Source organism: Pseudomonas sp. Q1-7 (assembly GCF_028010285.1).
Lineage (GTDB): Bacteria > Pseudomonadota > Gammaproteobacteria > Pseudomonadales > Pseudomonadaceae > Metapseudomonas.
This window is the reverse complement of sequence record NZ_CP116304.1, coordinates 1,345,981-1,366,026: the sequence shown is the minus strand read 5'-3', so window position 1 is coordinate 1,366,026 and position 20,046 is coordinate 1,345,981. Positions and strand designations below refer to the sequence as shown.

Sequence of the window (20,046 nt, the reverse complement as noted above, 5' to 3'; positions counted from 1 at the left end):
ATGGGCAACCGCCTTTCCAAGATTTACACGCGCACCGGCGACAAGGGCGAAACCGGCCTGTCCAGCGGTCGTCGGGTACCCAAGGATCACCCACGCATCGAGGCCATAGGCGAGGTGGACAGCCTGAACAGCCAGCTCGGCCTGCTGCTGGCGGAACTCGCCGACGGCGTGGAGCGCTGGCCTGGCCTGGCCGAGGTGATCGAGGTTCTGACGCCCTGTCAGCACCGCCTGTTCGACCTGGGCGGCGAGCTGGCAATGCCGGAGTATCAGGTGGTGGACGCCGAGGAAATCGCCCGGCTGGAAGCGGCCATCGACCTCTGGAACGAGGAACTGGGCCCGCTGAAGAACTTCATCCTCCCGGGCGGTTCGCGCGTGGTGGCCCAGGCCCACGTCTGCCGCAGCGTCGCCCGCGGCGCCGAACGCCGCACACAGACGCTGAACGGCGAAGAACCGCTGCGCGACGTATTGCCGGCCTACCTCAACCGGCTATCCGACCTGCTGTTCGTCGCCGCCCGCCTGATCGCCCGGCGCCAGGGCGTGGACGAGGTGCTGTGGCAGGCGGCGAAGAAAGGCTGAGGTCCCCCAAGCACACGCATCGATCGGCGCTGGGCCAACCCCGGAAACGCTAGTCCGGCCAGAACGCCCGGATGCCCGCCACACCCTGGGCGCCGACCTGCCAGGCGCGTTCGAGGTCGCCGGGGCCTACACCGCCCAGCAGGAAGGCCGGCTGGTTGAAATCGCGCAGCAACGCCTCCGCCTGCTCCCATCCCATGGGCTGGACATCGGGGTGGGTCTGGGTCGCCTGTATCGGCGAAAGGGTCACGAAGTCCACTTCCATCGCCGCGGCCAGCCGCAGCTCCTCGGGACTGTGGCAGGACGCCGCGAGCCAGCGCTCACGGGGAAAGGGGCGGCCATTGGGGGCGTATTTGCGCAACTGCTCGGCGGTAAGGTGCCAGCCGGCTGCGGGAAAATCGCCCAGCCACTCCAACGGCCCCTTGAGCATCAGTTGCGCCTTACCGGCGCAGAGGCCCTGCACATCCACGGCGAGGTCACGGTACTGGGCGTCAAACATGCGCGGCGCGCGCAACTGCACCAGACGCACGCCATTGGCCAGGGCGGTCTTGAGGCCCGCCAGCAGGGCATGGGGTTCAAGGTCGTCGGGGGTGATGAGGTAGCGATCCGGCAGACGCGCGGCAGCCACTATGGGCTGGTTGGCGGCGGGAAACTCATAGTTCCCCAACTCCCGAGGCGACGCCCAGGCCAGGGGCTGGCCTTCGGCGCCGTGGGGCTCGCCGGCGAAGGCGCTGACCTCCCAGACATCCAGCAGGACCTGCTTGTCCGGATAGTCATGGTGGACCTGGATCAGCGGCCGGGCGACGCCGACGCGGATGCCCAGCTCCTCCTCCAACTCACGGGAAAGCGCGGCCTGCACCGCTTCGCCCTCCTCCACCTTGCCGCCGGGAAACTCCCAGAGGCCGCCCTGGTGCTTGTCGTCCGGGCGCCTGGCGATCAGCACCCGGCCGTCGGCGCCGCGAATCACTGCGGCCGCCACATGCACTCGTTTCATTCGATGATCTCCGTTTCCTGCAAGGCGGCCTGGTACCAGCGCTGGAACGCAGGCCACCGGTAAATGGTATCGACATAGGCCGCGGCATCCGCCGGCAGCTCCACGGCATAACTGCGCAGGCGGCAGGCCACCGGCGCGTAGAAGGCGTCGGCGATGCTGGCGTGGCCGAACAGGAAGGGACCGTCCTGGCCGAAACGGGCGCGGCAGTCGGCCCACAGGGCGCAGATGCGACGAATGTCCTCCGCCACCTCTTCGGGCACCTCGGCCAAGGGCTCGTTCCGTTGCATATCCATCGGCATATGGCTGCGCAGGGGCACGAAACCACTGTGCATCTCGGCGCATACCGCCCGGGCCATGGCACGAGCCGCCTGGCCAAAGGGCCAGAGGTGAGCCTCCGGGAAGCGCTCGGCGAGGTATTCGGCGATGGCCAGGGAATCCCAGACAGTGCCGTCTTCGGATTGCAGGACCGGCACCTTGGCGGTGGGCGAGAAGGCCAGCAGCCGCTTGTGGCTGTCAGCCTGGTAGAGGGGGATACGCACCTCGTCGTAGGGCGAGCCGGTCAGTTCCATGGCTAGCCAGGCGCGTAACGACCAGGAGGAGTAGTTCTTGTTGCCGATTACCAGTGTCAGGGACATGCCGGGCTCCTTCGTTCCAGTTCCTTGGGGTGTCGCTGGATGATGGAAGCTGCCCGTTCCGCTGGCAAATTCCCGATTTTCATCGGGGGATGAAAATCGGGAATGCCACGCGGCCTGGACGCCGGCGACGCCGCGCGAGTGATTAGGTGCGGTACTCGGCGTTGATCTTCACGTACTCGTGGGAGAGGTCGGTGGTCCAGATGGTTTCGCTGCAATCCCCACGGCCCAGCTCGATGCGAATGGAGATTTCCTCGCGGGCCATCACCGCCGCACCCTGCGCTTCGGTGTAGGTGGCGGCGCGGCCACCCTGGCTGGCGATGCAGACTTCGCCGAGGAACACGTCGATCTTGCTCACGTCCAGCTCCGGTACCCCGGCGTAACCCACGGCCGCGAGGATACGGCCCCAGTTGGGGTCGGAGGCGAACAGCGCAGTCTTGATCAGCGGCGAATGGGCCACGGCATAGGCCACATCCAGGCACTCCTGATGGTTGCCGCCGCCGTTCACCTGCACGGTAACGAACTTGGTGGCGCCTTCGCCGTCCCGCACGATGGCCTGGGCGATCTCCATGAACACCTCGAACACCGCCTGCTTGAGCTTGGCGAACAGTTCACCGCTGGCGGCGGTGATCTCCGGCAGAGCCGTCTGCCCGGTGGCGATCAGCATGCAGCAGTCATTGGTGGAGGTGTCGCCATCGATGGTGATGCGGTTAAAGGACTTGTTCGCCGCGTCGCGTACCAGCGCTTGCAATACATCGCGGGCAACCTTGGCATCGGTGGCGATGTAGCCGAGCATGGTGGCCATGTTCGGCCGGATCATGCCGGCGCCCTTGCTGATGCCGGTGATGGTGACGGTCACGCCATCGTGGTCGAACTGGCGGCTAGCGCCCTTGGGCAGCGTGTCGGTGGTCATGATCCCTTCGGCGGCCTGAACCCAGTTGTCCGCCTTGAGGTCGGCCAGGGCCGCAGCCAGAGCGCCTTCGATCTTCTCGACCGGCAGCGGTTCGCCGATCACGCCGGTGGAAAACGGCAACACGGCGTCTTCGCTCACGCCGGCCAGTTCAGCCAGCCTGGCGCAGGCGCGACGGGCGCGGACCAGGCCATCCGGGCCGGTGCCGGCGTTGGCGTTGCCGGTGTTGGTCAGCAGGTAGCGAACCTCGCCATCCAGGCGCTCGCGGGTGATCAGCACCGGTGCGGCGCAGAAGGCATTGGTGGTGGTCACGCCAGCGATGCTGGAGCCCTCGGCGCAGCGCATCACCACCACGTCCTTGCGGCCAGGGCGCTTGATGCCGGCAGAGGCGATGCCGAGTTCGAAACCGGGTACCGGGTGCAGCGTAGGCAGAGGACCAAGACCAACAGCCATGGGAAGCGCTCCTTTGTCATCGGGCGGCCGGCTGCTGTCGATGCAGGCGGCCGGGGATAGCGGAAAAACGCCGCGAGCGGCGGGGCCGGTCGCGGCGTTGGTACTACAGCAGTGCCTTAGTTGATCTGACCGTGGCAGTGCTTGTATTTCTTGCCGGAACCGCAGGGGCAGGGCTCGTTGCGGCCCACCTTGGGTTCGGTACGCACCGGGGCGGTCGCGGTGGCGACGGCCACGTCACCGTCCTCCTCGGCCATCTCCGGCTCGTCGAGGCTCGGCGCCGCGGCATGCTGGAACTGCATGCGGCGCGCCATTTCCTCGGCCTCGCGGCGCAGGCGAGCCTCTTCCTCGGCCGGGTCCTCGCGGCGGACCTGAACATGGGAAAGGACACGGATGGTGTCACGCTTGATGGAGTCGAGCAGTTCCTGGAACAGGGTGAAGGACTCGCGCTTGTACTCCTGCTTCGGGTTCTTCTGGGCGTAGCCGCGCAGGTGGATGCCATGACGCAGGTGATCCATGGTGGACAGGTGGTCCTTCCACAGGTCGTCCAGCACACGCAGCAGCATCTGCTTCTCGAAGGCGCGCAGGGCTTCGGCACCGGCGAGTTCTTCCTTCTCGTTGTACGCCGCCAGCAGTTGCGCCAGGATCTTCTCGCGCAGGGTTTCTTCGTAGAGCTTGTCGTCCTCATCGAGCCATTGCTGGATCGGCAGCTTCAGGCCGAAATCGCTGAACAGCGCCGCCTCCAAACCCGCAATGTCCCACTGCTCGGGCATCGACTGCGGCGGGATATGGGCATCGATGGTGCCGTTCAGCACTTCCTCGCGGAACTCGCCGATGGTGTCGCCGATGTCGGCGGCCGCCAGCAGGCTGTTGCGCATGTGATAGATCACCTTGCGCTGCTCGTTGGCCACGTCATCGTATTCGAGGAGCTGCTTGCGGATGTCGAAGTTGCGGCCTTCGACCTTGCGCTGGGCCTTTTCGATGGCGTTGGTCACCATGCGGTGTTCGATGGCCTCGCCGGACTGCATGCCCAGCGCCTTCATGAAATTCTTCACCCGGTCGGAGGCGAAGATGCGCATCAGGTTGTCTTCCAGCGACAGGTAGAAGCGGCTGGAACCCGGGTCACCCTGGCGACCGGCGCGGCCACGCAACTGGTTGTCGATACGGCGGGATTCGTGACGCTCGGAAGCGACCACGTGCAAGCCACCGGCCTCGATCACCTGCTGGTGGCGCTTCTGCCATTCGGCCTTGATCTGCGCAACCTGCTCGTCGGTCGGCCCTTCCAGGGCAGCCACCTCGGCCTCCCAGTTGCCGCCGAGGAGGATGTCGGTACCACGGCCCGCCATGTTGGTGGCGATGGTCACTGCGCCCGGACGACCGGCCTGGGCGATGATCTCGGCTTCCTTCTCGTGGTACTTGGCGTTGAGCACCTTGTGCTCGATGCCAGCCTTGACCAGCAGTTGGGCAACATACTCGGAACTGTCGATGGAGGCGGTACCCACCAGCACCGGACGGCCGCTGGCCTGGCACTCCTTGATGTCGGTGATGATGGCGCCGAACTTTTCTTCCTGGGTCAGGTAGACCAGGTCGTTGAAGTCCTTACGGGCAATCGGACGGTGGGTGGGGATGACCACCACGTCCAGGCCGTAGATCTGACGGAACTCGAAGGCCTCGGTGTCTGCGGTGCCGGTCATGCCGGACAGCTTCTTGTAGAGGCGGAAGTAGTTCTGGAAAGTGGTGGAAGCCAGGGTCTGGCTTTCCGCCTGGATCGGCAGGTTTTCCTTGGCCTCGATGGCCTGGTGCAGGCCTTCGGACAAGCGGCGGCCCGGCATGGTACGGCCGGTGTGCTCGTCGATCAGCAGCACCTGGTCGTTCTGCACGATGTACTCGATGTTGCGGTGGAACAGGGTGTGGGCACGCAGCGCGGCATAGACGTGGGTCAGCAGGCTGAGGTTGTGCGCCGAGTAGAGGCTCTCGCCCTCGGCCAGCAGGCCGGCCTGGGTGAGCATTTCCTCGATGAACTGGTGGCCCATCTCGTTGAGCTCGACCTGGCGGGTCTTCTCGTCGACCGAGTAGTGGCCTTCCTGGGTGACCTGGCCCTCCACCTCTTCGACGTGCAGCTTGAGGCGCGGAATCAGCTTGTTGATCTGGATATAGAGCTTGGAGCTGTCTTCGGCCTGGCCGGAAATGATCAGCGGCGTTCGCGCTTCGTCGATGAGGATGGAGTCCACCTCGTCGATCACGGCGAAGTTCAGCTCGCGCTGGAACTTGTCGTCCAGGCTGAAGGCCATGTTGTCGCGCAGGTAGTCGAAACCGAATTCGTTGTTGGTGCCGTAGGTGATGTCGGCGGCGTAGGCAGCGCGCTTCTCTTCCGGCGGTTGGAAGGGGGTGACGATACCGACGGACAGGCCGAGGAACTCATACAGAGGACGCATCCAGTTGGCGTCGCGGCGGGCCAGGTAGTCGTTCACGGTGATCACGTGCACGCCCTTGCCGGACAGCGCATTGAGGTAGACCGCCAGGGTGCCTACCAGGGTCTTGCCCTCACCGGTGCGCATCTCGGCGATCTTGCCCTCGTGCAAGGTCATGCCGCCAATCAGCTGAACGTCGAAGTGGCGCATGCCCATCACGCGCTTGCCAGCCTCACGCGCCACCGCGAAGGCTTCCGGCAGTAACTGGTCGAGCGTCTCGCCCTGGGCCAGGCGCGCCTTGAACTCTTCGGTCTTGGCACGCAGTTGGTCATCGGACAGGGCCACCATCTGCTCTTCGAACGCGTTGATGGCCTGCACGGCCTTGGCCATGCGCTTCACTTCGCGATCGTTCTTGCTTCCAAAGAGTTTCTTCAACAATGGCGCGAACATATAGAGAGGATCTTCCACACATTGGAATGGAGGGCGGCCTGGAGTCGCCCGCGCAGCCATCATGGCTACTTGCGAAGGGGGCATTCTACCCGGAATCCTTGTCGAGGAAAGCGCGAGCACTTCCCGGTCGCCGTAGGACCGCATCCATAACCTTGAGCGATGGCATCTCGCCACGAATCACCGCGGCCCCGACCACTCGCCCCCTCCCGCGGCATACGCACACCGAGGTTATGGACGCCCTCTGTTAATATGGCCTTCCCTGTCCTCATTCAAGCATCCGCCATGGCGTTCCGTCCTTTGCCCGCCCGCTCCCCCGCCGTGCTGTTGCGCGAGGAGAAGCCGTTGCGTGCGCTGTTCAACGAGGCGCAACGCATCGATCAGTTGCAGCAATTGCTGGCCAGCCAACTTCAGCCCGCAGCCCGCGAACACTGTCATGTCGCCTCATGGCGCGAGGGTCGGCTGCTGCTGATCGTCACCGACGGTCATTGGGCGACTCGCCTGCGCTACCAGCAAGCTCGCCTGCTGCGCCAACTGAAAGGGTTCGAGGCTTTCGCCGGCCTGGAGCGAATCATCTTCAAGGTCCAGCCGAGTTTCACCCCCGCCAGCACCCAGGCGACCGAAGGCCGCCTTTCCCCCACTGCCGCGGAAAGCCTGCAGGCCACGGCGGAAACGGTCAGCGACCCAAGGCTGCGGGAAGCCCTGGAGCGCCTGGCGCGCCACGGCCGACCGCACGACTGAGCGCGAATCGACGACATAAAAAAGGTTCATCGCGCTTTCCCGGGGAAGGCAGCCTTGATTTTCAGGAAGAAGTAGGCTGAGTCTCGGAAGCCATAGGCCATGCGCTTGATCACCTTGATACGGTTATTCACGCCCTCCAGCAGGCTGGTATGTAGGTGGAAACGCGCACTGGCGAGGATGCCCCGGGCGTATTTGCGCAGGTTGCGGGCAAAGCGTTGCAGTGGCGCCAGACCGCTGTCCCGGGCATGCCGTAGCCAACTTCGCCAGCGCCGCCAGCCCTCCTGCACACTGGGGGCGTACCAGATTGCCTTTAACGCATCCTTGAGCACATAGACCGTGGCCAGTGGTTGGTTGGCCGCGAGCAGCTCTTGCAACTGCACGGCCTGCCCGTCCTTGAGGTTGTCGTGATTGCGCAGCAGCAGCCAGCGACTCTGCTTGACCACCTTGCGCGCCGGTTTGTCTTCGCGCAGGAGGTTGGCCTGGTCGACGCGGATACGGTCGATCACCTCACGGCCGTAGCGCGCCACCACGTGGAACAGGTCATACACCACTTCGGCCTGCGGGCAGTGCCGCTTCACCTCCAGGTCGAAAGCCGTGTTCATGTCCATCGCCACCGCCTCGATCTGCTGGCAGCGCTCGCCCAGCAATTCGAAGAACGGGCGAATCGCCTCGCGGCTGTTGCCATGCCCGACCCACAGCACCCGCGTCCGCTCGGCATCCATGATCACCGTGGCATAACGATGCCCCTTGTGCAGGGCGAACTCGTCCATCACCAGACGGCGAACATCGCCCGGCTTGAAAGCGCCAACGGCGGCCTCCAGGCGGCGCTTATCGAGCGTCTTGAGCGTGTGCCAGTGCAGGCCGGTGAGGCGGCTGACATGACTGATGGGCAGCAATTGCAGCAAGCCTTCGAGCCAGACGCGCAAGCGTTGGGTCAAACGCGACACCGGTTCCAACCAGCTGATCCGCTCGGTTACCCGCCCACAACTCAGGCAATCGACGCGGCGCACCGGTAGCTGGAGCAAGACGCGCTGGTCGAACAGATCGCGATCGCGCACCTGACGAGTCCGCCGCTCATGGATCAATGGACAGGCTTCACCACAGCGTCCGCATTCGGGGATGGAGCCGACTTGAGGCTCGAGCTCGATTAGCAGGGTGTCGTGGGTTGATTGGCGACAGGAGACGACTGCGTAGCCTGGCCAGAAAGCAGCAAGATCAATAGGATGCACGGCGGCAGCAGGGGGTGGTGGTTGGTTCGTTTGGCGACTGCCAATCTAACCACTTCCCTGACTGTCAACTCGCTCTTCCCCCTGATCCCGCGAAGAACCATAAAAAAAGCCACCCGAAGGTGGCCTTTGAAGTCAGGAAAGAGGGTTTTGCTTAAACGGCTGCTACCGGTCGCATATAGGAAATAGGCGCAGTCCTGGCATCCTCGAAGGTCACCACTTCCCAGGCGTCCTTCTGCTCGATGAGCTGGCGCAGCAGGCGGTTGTTCAGCGCATGGCCAGACTTGAAGCCACGGAATTCGCCGATCAGGCTGTTGCCGAGCAGATAGAGGTCACCGATCGCATCGAGAATCTTGTGCTTGACGAACTCGTCCTCGTAACGCAGGCCGTCTTCGTTGAGCACCTGGTTCTCGTCAACCACGATGGCGTTCTCCACGCTGCCGCCGAGTGCCAGGTTCTGCGAACGCAGGAACTCGATGTCGCGCATGAAGCCGAAGGTCCGCGCGCGGCTGACCTCCTTGACGAACGAGGTGCTGGAGAAGTCCACGCTCGCACTCTGGGTACGGTTGCGGAATACCGGGTGATCGAAATCGATCTCGAAGCTCACCTTGAAGCCGTCGAAGGGCACGAAGGTGGCGCGCTTGTCGCCCTCCTCCACTGTCACTTCATGCAGGATCCGGATGAACTTCTTCGGCGCTTCCTGCTCCTGCAGGCCGGCGGATTGAATCAGGAAGACGAAGGGACCGGCACTGCCGTCCATGATCGGCACTTCCGACGCGGAGAGTTCGACGTAGGCGTTGTCGATGCCCAGGCCAGCCATGGCCGAAAGCAGGTGCTCCACGGTGTCCACCTTGACCTCACCGTTGATCAGTGTGGTCGACATGGTGGTCTCACCGACATTCTCGGCGCGGGCGGGAATTTCCACCACGGGATCGAGGTCGGTACGGCGGAACACTATGCCGGTGTCGACCGGTGCGGGCTTGAGGGTCAGGTAGACCTTTTCCCCGGAATGCAGCCCCACACCAGTGGCACGGATAATGTTCTTGAGAGTGCGTTGTCTGATCATGGCATTGGCCGCTTGTGCGCAAGTTGCGAACTGTTTTCAACAATGGGCGGCGATAATAGCAGAACCGCCCTTTGCTGAACACCAATCACCCTAATGCTCCTGATACAGTCCATCAATCAGCCTGGCGACGCAGGAATGCTGGAATATCCAGGTAATCCAGATCGTCCTGAGTGTTGAGCTTGGCCGCGGTGGCCGCGCCGGCGTGAGCCTGGTTGCGCATCACGGTCGGGCGATCCAGGTCACGGTAGTTGACCGACGGCTGTTCCGGACGAGCGGCTGCGGTGGCCGGGGCCACTGCGGCGGCTTGGACGGTGTTGTCGACCACCTTGACCGGCTTCTCGATACGCGCGCCCAGGCCGGTGGCCACGACGGTCACGTGCAGTTCGTCGCGCATGTCCGGATCGATCACGGTGCCCACCTTGACGGTGGCGTGTTCGGAAGCGAACTGCTCGATGATGTTGCCCACGTCGGAGTATTCGCCCAGGGAAAGGTCCGGACCGGCGGTGATGTTCACCAGGATACCGCGCGCACCCTGCAGGTTGACGTCATCCAGCAGCGGGTTGCGAATGGCCGCCTCGGTGGCCTCGCGGGCGCGGTTCGGGCCGCTGGCGCAGCCGGTGCCCATCATCGCCATGCCCATTTCACCCATCACGGTCTTCACGTCGGCGAAGTCGACGTTGATCATGCCGGGACGCTTGATGATGTCGGAGATGCCGCGCACCGCGCCAGCGAGCACGTCGTCAGCCTTGGCGAAGGCGGCCAGCAGGCTGGCGTCCTTGCCGAGGATCGTCAGCAGCTTCTCGTTGGGAATGGTGATCAGCGAGTCGACGCTTTCCGCCAGAGAGCGGATGCCCTCGTCGGCGATCTGCATGCGCTTACGGCCTTCGAACGGGAACGGACGGGTCACCACCGCAACGGTGAGAATGCCCATCTCCTTGGCCACTTCGGCGATGATCGGCGCCGCGCCAGTACCAGTGCCACCGCCCATGCCGGTGGTGATAAAGACCATGTCGGCGCCCTGCAGCACTTCGGCGATGCGCTCACGGTCCTCGATGGCGGCCTGGCGACCGACTTCCGGATTGGCCCCGGCACCCAGGCCCTTGGTCACGCCCGGGCCAAGCTGCAGCACGGTGCGCGCACCGATGTTCTTCAGTGCCTGGGCATCGGTGTTGGCGCAGATGAACTCGACGCCTTCGATGTTGCTCGTGGCCATGTGGTTCACGGCGTTGCCACCGCCACCACCGACACCTATGACCTTGATGACCGCTGTTTGCGGAACATTATCTACGAGTTCGAACATTTCCCCTCTCCTTCCTTTTTTAGTTTTTCGCCTACTGCGTACCGCGGTTAAAAATTGCCCTGGACCCAGCGTTTGAGCCGTTCCAGTACAGGAGCCCTGGCCTCTTCGGCAAAACCGAAGCTGCCACTGGTCGACGGCATGCCGTCGGACTGCTTTTGCAGCCCGTACATCAGCAGACCGACGCCCGTGGAATAGATGGGGTTGCGCACGACATCGGCGAGCCCCTTCACGCTATGCGGCACGCCCAGGCGCACCGGCATGTGGAAAATCTCTTCGGCCAGTTCCACCGCCCCTTCCATCTTGGCGGTGCCACCGGTAAGGACGATGCCCGCCGGAATCAGGTCCTCGTAGCCGCTACGGCGCAGCTCGGCCTGGATCAGGGTGAACAGCTCGTCGTATCGCGGCTCCACCACTTCAGCCAGGGCCTGGCGGGACAGCTCGCGCGGCGGACGGTCGCCGACGCTGGGCACCTTGATGGTCTCGCCGGCGCCGGCCAGCTTGGCCAGGGCGCAGGCGTAGCGGATCTTGATCTCTTCGGCGTACTGGGTCGGCGTGCGCAGGGCCATGGCGATGTCGTTGGTGACCTGGTCGCCGGCAATCGGGATCACCGCGGTATGACGGATGGCGCCCTCGGTGAAAATGGCGATGTCGGTGGTGCCGCCGCCGATGTCCACCAGGCACACGCCCAGCTCCTTCTCGTCGTCGGTCAGCACCGAGTAGGCCGAGGCCAGTTGCTCGAGGATGATGTCGTCGACTTCCAGCCCGCAGCGACGCACGCATTTCTCGATGTTCTGCGCGGCGTTCACCGCACAGGTCACCACATGGACCTTGGCTTCCAGGCGCACGCCGGACATGCCCAGGGGTTCGCGCACGCCTTCCTGGTTATCGATCACGTAATCCTGGGCCAAGGTGTGCAGTACCCGCTGGTCGGCCGGGATGGCCACGGCCTGGGCGGCATCCAGCACGCGCTCGATATCGGCACCGCTCACTTCGCGGTCGCGGATCGCCACGATGCCGTGGGAATTCAGGCTGCGGATATGGTTGCCGGCGATGCCGACAAAAGCCGAATGAATGCGGCAACCCGCCATCAGCTGGGCCTCTTCCACCGCACGCTGGATCGACTGCACAGTGGATTCGATGTTCACCACCACGCCCTTCTTCAGGCCGCGCGACGGATGAGTGCCGATGCCGACGATCTCCAGTTGGCCGTCGGCGGCGATCTCGCCCACCAGGGCCACCACCTTGGAGGTCCCGATGTCCAGGCCGACGATCATCTTGCCGCTCTGTACGCTTGCCATGCTTCTAACCTTCTCTCTCAATTCACTGCGCGGCGACCGTGGTCGCCGCCGGTGCCTCGACCGGCGCCCGCCAGGCCACTGCCAGGCCGTTGGGATAGCGCAGGTCGACGCGCTCGATGTTCGCAATCTGGTCCTTCAGCGTGTTCTCGTAGATCGAGATGAAACGCCGCATTTTTTCCACCAGGTGATCCCGCCCCAGCAGCAGCTCGACGCCCTGACCGGTGGACAGGAACCAGCTGCCGCGTTCGCGCAGCTCCAACCGCACGATGGAAAAGCCGAGCGGACGCAGCATCTGGCTGAGCATCTGGTACTGCTGCATCACCTGCTCCTGCGCCCGCTGCGGGCCCCGGAGCTGCGGCAGTTGCTCGTAATGGGTCAGCTCGCGCGGGGCAAAGGCCTGACCCTGGTTGTTCAGCAGCGCCTCATCGCCCCAGCGGGCGATGGGCAGTTGTTCTTCGAGGCGGACCATCACCTGGTCCGGCCATACCCGGCGCACTTCGGCATGGGCGATCCAGGGCATTTGTTCCAGCTCCCGACGCATACCGGCCAGGTCGATGCTGAAGAAACTCGCGGCGATGTAGGGCGCGATGCGTTGCTCTACGGCTTGCTGGCTGATGTAGCTCAGGTCGCCCTGCACATTGACCTTGGCGATGGGCCGATCGGCGTAGGGCAACAACCGTTGCGCCGCCTCATAGGCACCGAAGCCGAGCACCGCCAGCATCACCGGCCACATCAGCCTGCGCAGGAATCCGAAGCTCGGCTTGGGCAGGCGCTGGGTCAGCGGTTCCTTGGCCACCATCCGGCTGGCGCCACGCGGCATCGGCTTGCGCGACGGAGCGGCGCGGCCGATTACGGGTTCCTGGCGACGGAAAGTGGCGCTACGCATGGGATCAGCCCCTTGCCTCGACGCTGTCGGCGAGGATCGCCAGCACCAACTGCTGGAAATCCAGGCCCGCAGCACGTGCGGCCATGGGCACCAGGCTGTGGTCGGTCATGCCGGGTGCAGTGTTGACTTCCAGGAGCCAGAAGCGGCCGTCTGCGTCCTGCATCACGTCGGCCCGGGCCCAGCCCTGGATGCCGAGGGTCTCGCAGGCGCGCGCGGTGAGTTGCTTCAGTTCCTCTTCTTTGTCCGCCTCCAGGCCACAGGGGATCTGGTAGCGGGTATCACTGGCCAGGTACTTGGCGTCGTAGTCGTAGAAGGTGTGCGGCGTACCGAGGCGGATGGGCGGCAACACCTCGCCGCGCAGCCAGGCAACAGTGAACTCGGGGCCGTGGACCCACTGTTCCACCAGCACCTGCGGGTCGTAGACAGCGGCGGCGCGCCAGGCCTCGATCAGCGCTTCGACATCCGCGACCTTGGCCATGCCGATGCTGGAACCTTCGTGCGCCGGCTTGACGATCAGCGGGAAGCCCAGTTCGGCGGCGGCCTGGCGGCAGTCCTGCTCGCTGGCCAGCACGGCGTGACGTGGGGTCGGCAGGCCAAGACTGACCCACAGTTGTTTGGTGCGCAGTTTGTCCATCGCCAGGGCCGAGGCGAGGATGCCGCTGCCGGTGTAGGGAATGCCCAGGCATTCCAACAGCCCCTGCATGCTGCCATCTTCGCCGCCACGGCCATGGAGAATGATGAAGGCGCGGTCGATCTTCTCGGCCTGCAGGCGTGCCAGCAGGTCATCACCCACATCGATGCCAAAGGCGTCAACGCCAGCGGCCTGCAAGGCCTGCAGCACCATGGCGCCGGACTTCAGCGAAACCTCGCGCTCGGCGCTCTTGCCGCCGTGGAGCACGGCGACCCGGCCGAACGCGGCCGGATCGAGTGTGGATTTCAGGTGCGCGCTCATTTCGTCTTCCTCTTGGCGGCGTCGGCCGACTGGCCGCCAAACAACGGGTTCTGGATCAGCTGCGGCGCCAGCGCGCCGATGTCACCGGCCCCCTGGCAGAGCAGGATGTCGCCGGGGCGCAGCAGCGGCTTGACCAGCGGAGCCAGGTCGACGCCACGCTCGATGTAGATCGGGTCCAATTGGCCGCGCTGGCGAATGCTGTGACAGAGCTGACGGCTGTCGGCACCAGGGATCGGCTCTTCGCCGGCCGGGTAGACCTCCATCAGCAGCAGGACATTGGCTTCGCCCAGTACCTGTACGAAATCGTCGTACAGGTCACGGGTGCGGCTGTAGCGGTGAGGCTGGTAGACCATCACCAGGCGGCGCTCCGGCCAGCCGCCGCGTACGGCGCGGATCACCGCGGCCACTTCGCGCGGGTGGTGGCCGTAGTCGTCCACCAGCATCACGCTGCCGCCGTCGACCTGCAGTTCGCCGTAGACCTGGAAGCGCCGACCCACACCCTGGAAGCCGGACAGTCCCTGGACGATGGCCTCGTCGCTGATGCCTTCGTCGGTGGCGATGGCGATGGTCGCCAGGGAGTTCAGCACGTTGTGATTGCCCGGCATGTTCACCGAGACATCCAGCGGCTCTCGATCCTTGCGCAGGACGGTGAACCAGGTGCGCATGCCTTCCTGGCGCACATTGATGGCGCGCACGTCGGCATCCTCGGAGAAGCCATAGGTGACGGTGGGGCGGGCGACCTGGGGCAGGATCTCGCGAACCACCGGGTCGTCCACGCAGAGCACGGCCATGCCGTAGAACGGCAGGTTATGGAGGAATTCCACGAAGGTCTTCTTCAGCTTGTTGAAGTCGCCTTCGTAGGTGCTCATGTGGTCGGCGTCGATATTGGTGACCACGGCCACCATCGGCTGCAGGTGCAGGAAGCTGGCGTCGCTCTCGTCCGCTTCGGCCACCAGATAGCGGCTTGTGCCCAACTGGGCGTTGGTGCCCGCGGCGTTCAGACGGCCACCGATGACGAAGGTCGGGTCCAGGCCGCCGGCGGCGAAGACCGAGGCGATCAGGCTGGTGGTGGTGGTCTTGCCGTGGGTGCCGGCAACCGCAATACCGTGTCGATAGCGCATCAGCTCGGCGAGCATTTCGGCGCGCGGCACCACCGGGATGCGACGCTCCAGGGCGACCGCCACCTCGGGGTTGGATTTGTTCACGGCGCTGGACACGACCAGCACATCGGCGTGCTCGGCATTCTCGGCGCGATGACCGATGAAGATCTGCGCGCCGAACTTCTCCAGGCGCTCGGTCACGGCCGAAGCCTTGAGATCGGAACCGGATACCCGGTAGCCCAGGTTCAGCAGCACTTCGGCGATCCCGCACATGCCCACGCCGCCGATGCCGACGAAGTGGATACGGCGGATGCGACGCATCTCCGGTTGGGGCATGGCTTTCTGGCTCTCAACCATGGGCCACCTCCAGGCAGATCTCGACCACGGTACGGGTGGCGGCGGGCTTGGCCAGACGGCGGGCGGTAGCCCCCATGGCCTTGAGTTTTTCGGGCTGCATCAGAACCTCGGTCAGCTGAGCGGCCAGCTTGGCCGCGTCAGTGGAATGTTGCGGAAGAAGGACAGCCGCGCCCTCCTTCGCCAGATATTCGGCATTGCGCGACTGGTGGTCGTCGATCGCGTGGGGCAGCGGCACCAGGAACGACGGCAGCCCGGCGGCAGCCAGTTCGCTCACGGTCAGGGCGCCCGCGCGGCAGATGACCAGATCGGCCCAGGCATAGGCACGAGCCATGTCCTTGATGAAGGGCGCGACCTCCGCTTCGACCGCGACTTGGCGATAACGCTCCGCGGTGACTTCGTCGTGTTTGCGACCGGCCTGGTGGAACACCGCCGGACGCAGGTCTGCCGGCAGTTGCGCCAGGGCTTCCGGCAGCAGCTTGTTGAGCGGCTCAGCGCCCAGGCTGCCGCCCAGCACCAGCAGACGCGGCTTGCGGCCGGACAAGGCGTCGCGCGGCGTTTCCAGGAACAGCTCCTCGCGCACCGGATTGCCGGTGGTGCGCCGTTTGTCGCTTTTCCCGAAGGTGTCGGGGAAGGCCTCGCAGACACGACTGGCAAAAGGCACCAGGCTGCGGTTGGCGGTACCCGCCACGGCATTCTGCTCATGGATGATCAACGGCACGCCGGACAGGCGTGCGGCGAGGCCGCCGGGGCCGGTCACGTAACCCCCCATGCCCAGCACGCAGACCGGCTTGAGCTGGCGCATGACGCGACGGGCCTGGAACAACGACTTGAGCAGTTCGAAGGGCGCCTTGAGCAAGGATTTCAGCCCCTTGCCACGCAGACCGCTCACCTGGATGAGGTGCAGCGGCAGGCCGGCCTGGGGAACCAGTTCGTTCTCGATGCCTTTCGGAGTGCCCAGCCAGTGCACCTTGAAGCCCCGCGCCTCGAACTCGCGGGCGCAAGCCAAGGCGGGGAACACGTGGCCGCCGGTGCCGCCGGCTATGATCAGCACATTGCCGCTCATGGGCGCACCTCCTCGTCGAAGAAGTCGCTTTCGACGAACTCCACGTCCTCGTTGCCCAATTGGGTGCGCCGCTCCCATTCGATGCGCAGCAGCAGGGCGAGGCTTACGCAGCAGATCACCAGCGAGCTGCCGCCATAGCTGAGGAACGGCAGGGTCAGTCCTTTGGTCGGCAACAGGCCGACGTTCACGCCGATGTTGATCAGCACCTGGCCAATCCAGAGGAAGGCCAGGCCGTACGCCACGTAGGCGGAGAAGTACTGGCGCGCCTTCTCGGCCCAGAGGCCGATGTACAGGGCACGGACGCTGACGAAGACAAACAGGCCTACGGTGACGAGGGCACCGATCATGCCCAGTTCCTCGGCGAGTACAGCGAACACGAAGTCGGTATGGGCTTCCGGCAGGTAGAACTGCTTCTGGATACTGTTGCCCAGGCCCACGCCGAACCACTCACCACGGCCGAAGGCAATCAGGGCCTGGCTCAGCTGGTAGCCGGCACCGTACTGGTCGGCCCACGGGTCGATGAAGTTGGTCAGGCGCTGCATCCGGTAGCTCTGGCTGGTCATCACCAGCACACCGGCGGCGAGCACCACACCGGCCAGAGGGATGAAGCGCATCAGGTTGATACCGCCGAGGAACAGCATGGCGATGCAGGAGCCCATCAGCACCACGGTGGCACCGAAGTCCGGCTCGGCCAGCAGCAGCACGGCGATGGGGCCGAGCACCAGCATGGGCTTGATGAAACCGGTGAGTTTCTCGCGCACCTCGTCCTGGCGACGCACCATGTAGCCGGCGATGAACATCACGGTGAACAACTTGGCCAGCTCGGACGGCTGCAGGTTGAACAGACCGAAGCCGATCCAGCGCTTGGCGCCGTTGACCTCGCGGCCGATCCCCGGCAGCAGCACCAGGATCAGCAGGACGGTCGCGGCCAGCATGAGGCGCGCACCATGGCGCTGCCAGAAGGCCATGGGAACCTGCAGGACGACCACGCCAGTACCGAGGCCAATCGCCAGATAGATCAGGTGGCGGATCATGTGGTACAGCGGATTCCCGGACGCCGCCGCAGCGACTTCCGACGACGCCGAGGTGATCATCACCAGGCCGAGACCGAGCAATGCCAGACAACCGGCCAGCAGCGGGAAATCGATGTCGATGCCACGACGGCCGTGCAGCGGCGAGGGGGCGGCGAGCAGACGGGCCAGCATCAGGAGAGCCCCTCCACGGCCTGGGCGAACAAGCGCCCGCGTTCCTCGAAGTTCTTGAACATGTCCAGGCTGGCGCAAGCCGGCGATAGCAGCACGGCATCCCCGGCCTCGGCCAACTCGGCGCAACGCAGTACCGCGTCGTCCAGACTCCCGACCCGTACCAGCGGTACGGCATCGCCCAATGCCGCGGCAAGGAGTTCGGCGTCACGCCCTATCAGGACCACCGCGCGGCAGAAGCGCGCCACCGGCGCCTTGAGGCCGGAGAAGTCCGCGCCCTTGCCGTCGCCACCGGCGATCAGCACCAGCTTGCCGTCGATATCGGCGCCCAGGCCTTCGATCGCTGCCAGGGCGGCACCGACGTTGGTGGCCTTGGAATCGTCGTAGTAGGCCACGCCGCGCAGCTCGCGCACCCATTGGCAACGGTGGGCCAGGCCGGCGAAGGAGCGCAAGGTCTCCAGCATCGGCTCGAACGGCAGGCCCACGGCGTGGCCCAGGGCCAGCGCGGCCAGGGCATTGGACTGATTGTGCGCGCCACGGACTTTCAATTCGCGCACCGGCATCAATTTGTCGAACTGGTAGGCCAGGTACTTCTCGCCGTCTTCCTCGATCAAACCGAAGGACTTGAAGTCCGGCCTGTTCAGGCCGAAGGTCCAGCAGGGCAGTTGGTCAGCCACCAACGGACGCGACAGCGCGTCGCCGCGGTTGACCACCACCTGGCGGGCACCACGGAAAACGCGGTGCTTGGCCAGGTGATAGGCCTGCATGTCCGCGTAGCGATCCATGTGGTCTTCGCTGACGTTGAGCACGGTGGCCACCTCGGCGTTCAGCCGCTCGGTGGTCTCCAGCTGGAAGCTGGACAGCTCCAGCACATAGAGCTCGATGTCATCGGCCAGCAGATCCAGTGCCGGGGTGCCGAGGTTGCCGCCTACGGCGACACGCTTGCCGGCAGCCTTGGCCATGTCGCCCACCAGGGTGGTGACGGTGCTCTTGGCATTGGAGCCGGTGATGGCGACGATCGGAGCCCTGGCATGGCGAGTGAACAGCTCGATGTCACCGGACAGCTTCACACCGTTGCGCGCCGCTTCCTGCAGCGCTGGCGTGGCCAGCGCCAGGCCCGGGCTGACGTAAAGCTCGCTGGCCCGGCTGAGGAAGGCCGGATCGAGCTCGCCACAGCGCACTTCCACCTGCGGGTACTGGCGCTTGAGCGTCGCCAGCTCCGGCGGGTTCGCACGGGTGTCGGCCACGGCAAACGGCACGCCCTGGCGCGCCAGGAAGCGCACCAGGGACATGCCGCTCTTGCCGAGACCGACAACGATGCGGAACTGGTCGGAAGCGATCAACGTCACGCTCGGTTACCTCAGTTTCAAAGTGGCCAGGCCGATCAGCACCAGAATCACGGTGATGATCCAGAACCGTACGATGACCCGGGGTTCGGGCCAGCCTTTCAGCTCGAAGTGGTGATGGATGGGCGCCATGCGGAATACGCGACGACCGGTCAGCTTGAAGGAAGCGACCTGGATCATCACCGACAGGGTTTCCATGACGAACACACCCCCCATGATGAACAGCACCACTTCCTGCCGGACGATCACGGCGATGGTGCCAAGGGCAGCCCCCAGGGCCAGGGCGCCCACATCTCCCATGAAAACCTGGGCCGGGTAGGTGTTGAACCAGAGGAAACCGAGCCCCGCTCCCACCAGGGCGGCGCAGAACACGATTAGCTCGCCCGAACCCGGCACATAGGGAATGAGCAGGTATTCGGCGAATTTGATGTTGCCCGACAGGTAGCAGAAGATGCCCAGCGCGCCGCCGACCATGACGGTGGGCATGATGGCCAGGCCGTCGAGACCATCAGTCAGGTTCACCGCATTGCTGGAGCCGACGATCACGAAGTAGGTCAGAACGACGAAGCCGATGCCCAGCGGGATCTCGATGTTCTTCACCAGCGGCAGGATCAGGGTGGTCTCGGCCGGGGTGCTGGCGGTCATATAGAGGAAGATCGCGGCCGCAATGCCGAACACCGACTGCCAGAAGTACTTCCAGCGGCTCGGAAGGCCACGGGAGTTCTTCTCGATCACCTTGCGGTAATCGTCCACCCAGCCGATGGCCCCGAAGGCCAGGGTCACGGCCAGAACCACCCACACGTAACGGTTGGACAGGTCTGCCCAAAGCAGGGTGCTGATGGCGATGGCGGTCAGGATCAGCGCGCCGCCCATGGTCGGCGTGCCGGATTTCGACAGGTGCGACTGCGGGCCGTCGTTACGCACGGCCTGCCCGATCTGGCGGATTTGCAGGGTACGGATCATCCACGGACCGAGCCAGAGCGACAGCGACAGGGCTGTCAGGACGCCGAGAATCCCGCGCAGGGTCAGGTACTGGAATACGCCGAACCCTTTATGGAACTGTTGCAGGTACTCAGCGAGCAGCAGCAGCAT

17 protein-coding genes are annotated in these 20,046 nt (G+C 64.8%); 2 read left to right on the top strand and 15 right to left on the bottom strand.

The genetic code is table 11. The annotated features are described in order from the left end of the window. Entirely contained in the window at nt 1–576 is a 576-nt protein-coding gene (locus PJW05_RS06375) for a cob(I)yrinic acid a,c-diamide adenosyltransferase (RefSeq protein ID WP_271410878.1), read from the top strand. 49 nt (nt 577–625) lie between these two features. Here PJW05_RS06375 and PJW05_RS06370 read toward each other — a convergent pair whose 3' ends face one another. The 4 genes from PJW05_RS06370 to secA form a co-directional block, all read right to left on the bottom strand. Further along, nucleotides 626–1,567, bottom strand: coding sequence for a Nudix family hydrolase (locus PJW05_RS06370; RefSeq protein WP_271410877.1), 942 nt, complete (start codon nt 1,565–1,567; stop codon nt 626–628). Then, complete coding sequence (locus PJW05_RS06365) at nt 1,564–2,202, bottom strand: glutathione S-transferase family protein (protein ID WP_271410876.1); 639 nt, start codon at nt 2,200–2,202, stop codon at nt 1,564–1,566. The genes PJW05_RS06370 and PJW05_RS06365 overlap by 4 nt, the downstream gene beginning before the upstream one ends. 142 nt (nt 2,203–2,344) lie before the next feature. Continuing rightward, on the bottom strand, nt 2,345–3,562 hold the full coding sequence (gene argJ, locus PJW05_RS06360; protein ID WP_271410875.1) for a bifunctional glutamate N-acetyltransferase/amino-acid acetyltransferase ArgJ: 1,218 nt from the start codon (nt 3,560–3,562) through the stop codon (nt 2,345–2,347). Nucleotides 3,563–3,678: 116 nt separating this feature from the next. Continuing rightward, nucleotides 3,679–6,420, bottom strand: a complete 2,742-nt coding sequence (secA, locus tag PJW05_RS06355; RefSeq protein ID WP_271410874.1) for a preprotein translocase subunit SecA — start codon at nt 6,418–6,420, stop codon at nt 3,679–3,681. Between the two features lie 282 nt (nt 6,421–6,702). Between secA and PJW05_RS06350 the strand changes: the two genes are divergently transcribed. Beyond that, the gene (locus PJW05_RS06350) at nt 6,703–7,158 is read left to right on the top strand and encodes a DUF721 domain-containing protein (RefSeq protein WP_271410873.1); all 456 of its coding nucleotides are present in this window, start codon (nt 6,703–6,705) and stop codon (nt 7,156–7,158) included. A 26-nt stretch (nt 7,159–7,184) separates the two neighbouring features. Here the strand turns inward: PJW05_RS06350 and PJW05_RS06345 are convergent, their stop codons facing one another. The 11 genes from PJW05_RS06345 to mraY form a co-directional block, all read right to left on the bottom strand. After that, entirely contained in the window at nt 7,185–8,387 is a 1,203-nt protein-coding gene (locus PJW05_RS06345) for an ISL3 family transposase (RefSeq protein ID WP_271410553.1), read from the bottom strand. 151 nt (nt 8,388–8,538) lie between these two features. Beyond that, a complete protein-coding gene (gene lpxC, locus PJW05_RS06340; protein WP_271410872.1) occupies nt 8,539–9,450 on the bottom strand; it encodes a UDP-3-O-acyl-N-acetylglucosamine deacetylase in 912 nt (303 codons plus the stop codon). Nucleotides 9,451–9,562: 112 nt separating this feature from the next. Then, complete coding sequence (ftsZ, locus tag PJW05_RS06335) at nt 9,563–10,750, bottom strand: cell division protein FtsZ (protein ID WP_271410871.1); 1,188 nt, start codon at nt 10,748–10,750, stop codon at nt 9,563–9,565. 47 nt (nt 10,751–10,797) lie between these two features. Continuing rightward, entirely contained in the window at nt 10,798–12,048 is a 1,251-nt protein-coding gene (gene ftsA, locus PJW05_RS06330; RefSeq protein ID WP_271410870.1) for a cell division protein FtsA, read from the bottom strand. 22 nt (nt 12,049–12,070) lie between these two features. Beyond that, complete coding sequence (locus PJW05_RS06325) at nt 12,071–12,934, bottom strand: cell division protein FtsQ/DivIB (RefSeq protein ID WP_271410869.1); 864 nt, start codon at nt 12,932–12,934, stop codon at nt 12,071–12,073. Nucleotides 12,935–12,938: 4 nt separating this feature from the next. Beyond that, nucleotides 12,939–13,886: a D-alanine--D-alanine ligase gene (locus tag PJW05_RS06320; RefSeq protein ID WP_271410868.1), complete on the bottom strand. Its 948-nt coding sequence runs from the start codon at nt 13,884–13,886 to the stop codon at nt 12,939–12,941. Then, nucleotides 13,883–15,343: a UDP-N-acetylmuramate--L-alanine ligase gene (gene murC / locus PJW05_RS06315; RefSeq protein ID WP_271410867.1), complete on the bottom strand. Its 1,461-nt coding sequence runs from the start codon at nt 15,341–15,343 to the stop codon at nt 13,883–13,885. Before murC ends, PJW05_RS06320 begins: the two co-directional genes overlap by 4 nt. After that, a complete protein-coding gene (gene murG, locus PJW05_RS06310; protein WP_271410866.1) occupies nt 15,336–16,406 on the bottom strand; it encodes an undecaprenyldiphospho-muramoylpentapeptide beta-N-acetylglucosaminyltransferase in 1,071 nt (356 codons plus the stop codon). Before murG ends, murC begins: the two co-directional genes overlap by 8 nt. Beyond that, nucleotides 16,403–17,611 (bottom strand): putative lipid II flippase FtsW, encoded by a 1,209-nt coding sequence (ftsW, locus tag PJW05_RS06305; protein WP_271410865.1) that lies wholly within the window; start codon nt 17,609–17,611, stop codon nt 16,403–16,405. The genes murG and ftsW overlap by 4 nt, the downstream gene beginning before the upstream one ends. After that, the gene (murD, locus tag PJW05_RS06300; RefSeq protein WP_271410864.1) at nt 17,611–18,957 is read right to left on the bottom strand and encodes a UDP-N-acetylmuramoyl-L-alanine--D-glutamate ligase; all 1,347 of its coding nucleotides are present in this window, start codon (nt 18,955–18,957) and stop codon (nt 17,611–17,613) included. The genes ftsW and murD overlap by 1 nt, the downstream gene beginning before the upstream one ends. Before the next feature lie 6 nt (nt 18,958–18,963). Then, the gene (gene mraY, locus PJW05_RS06295; protein ID WP_271410863.1) at nt 18,964–20,046 is read right to left on the bottom strand and encodes a phospho-N-acetylmuramoyl-pentapeptide-transferase; all 1,083 of its coding nucleotides are present in this window, start codon (nt 20,044–20,046) and stop codon (nt 18,964–18,966) included.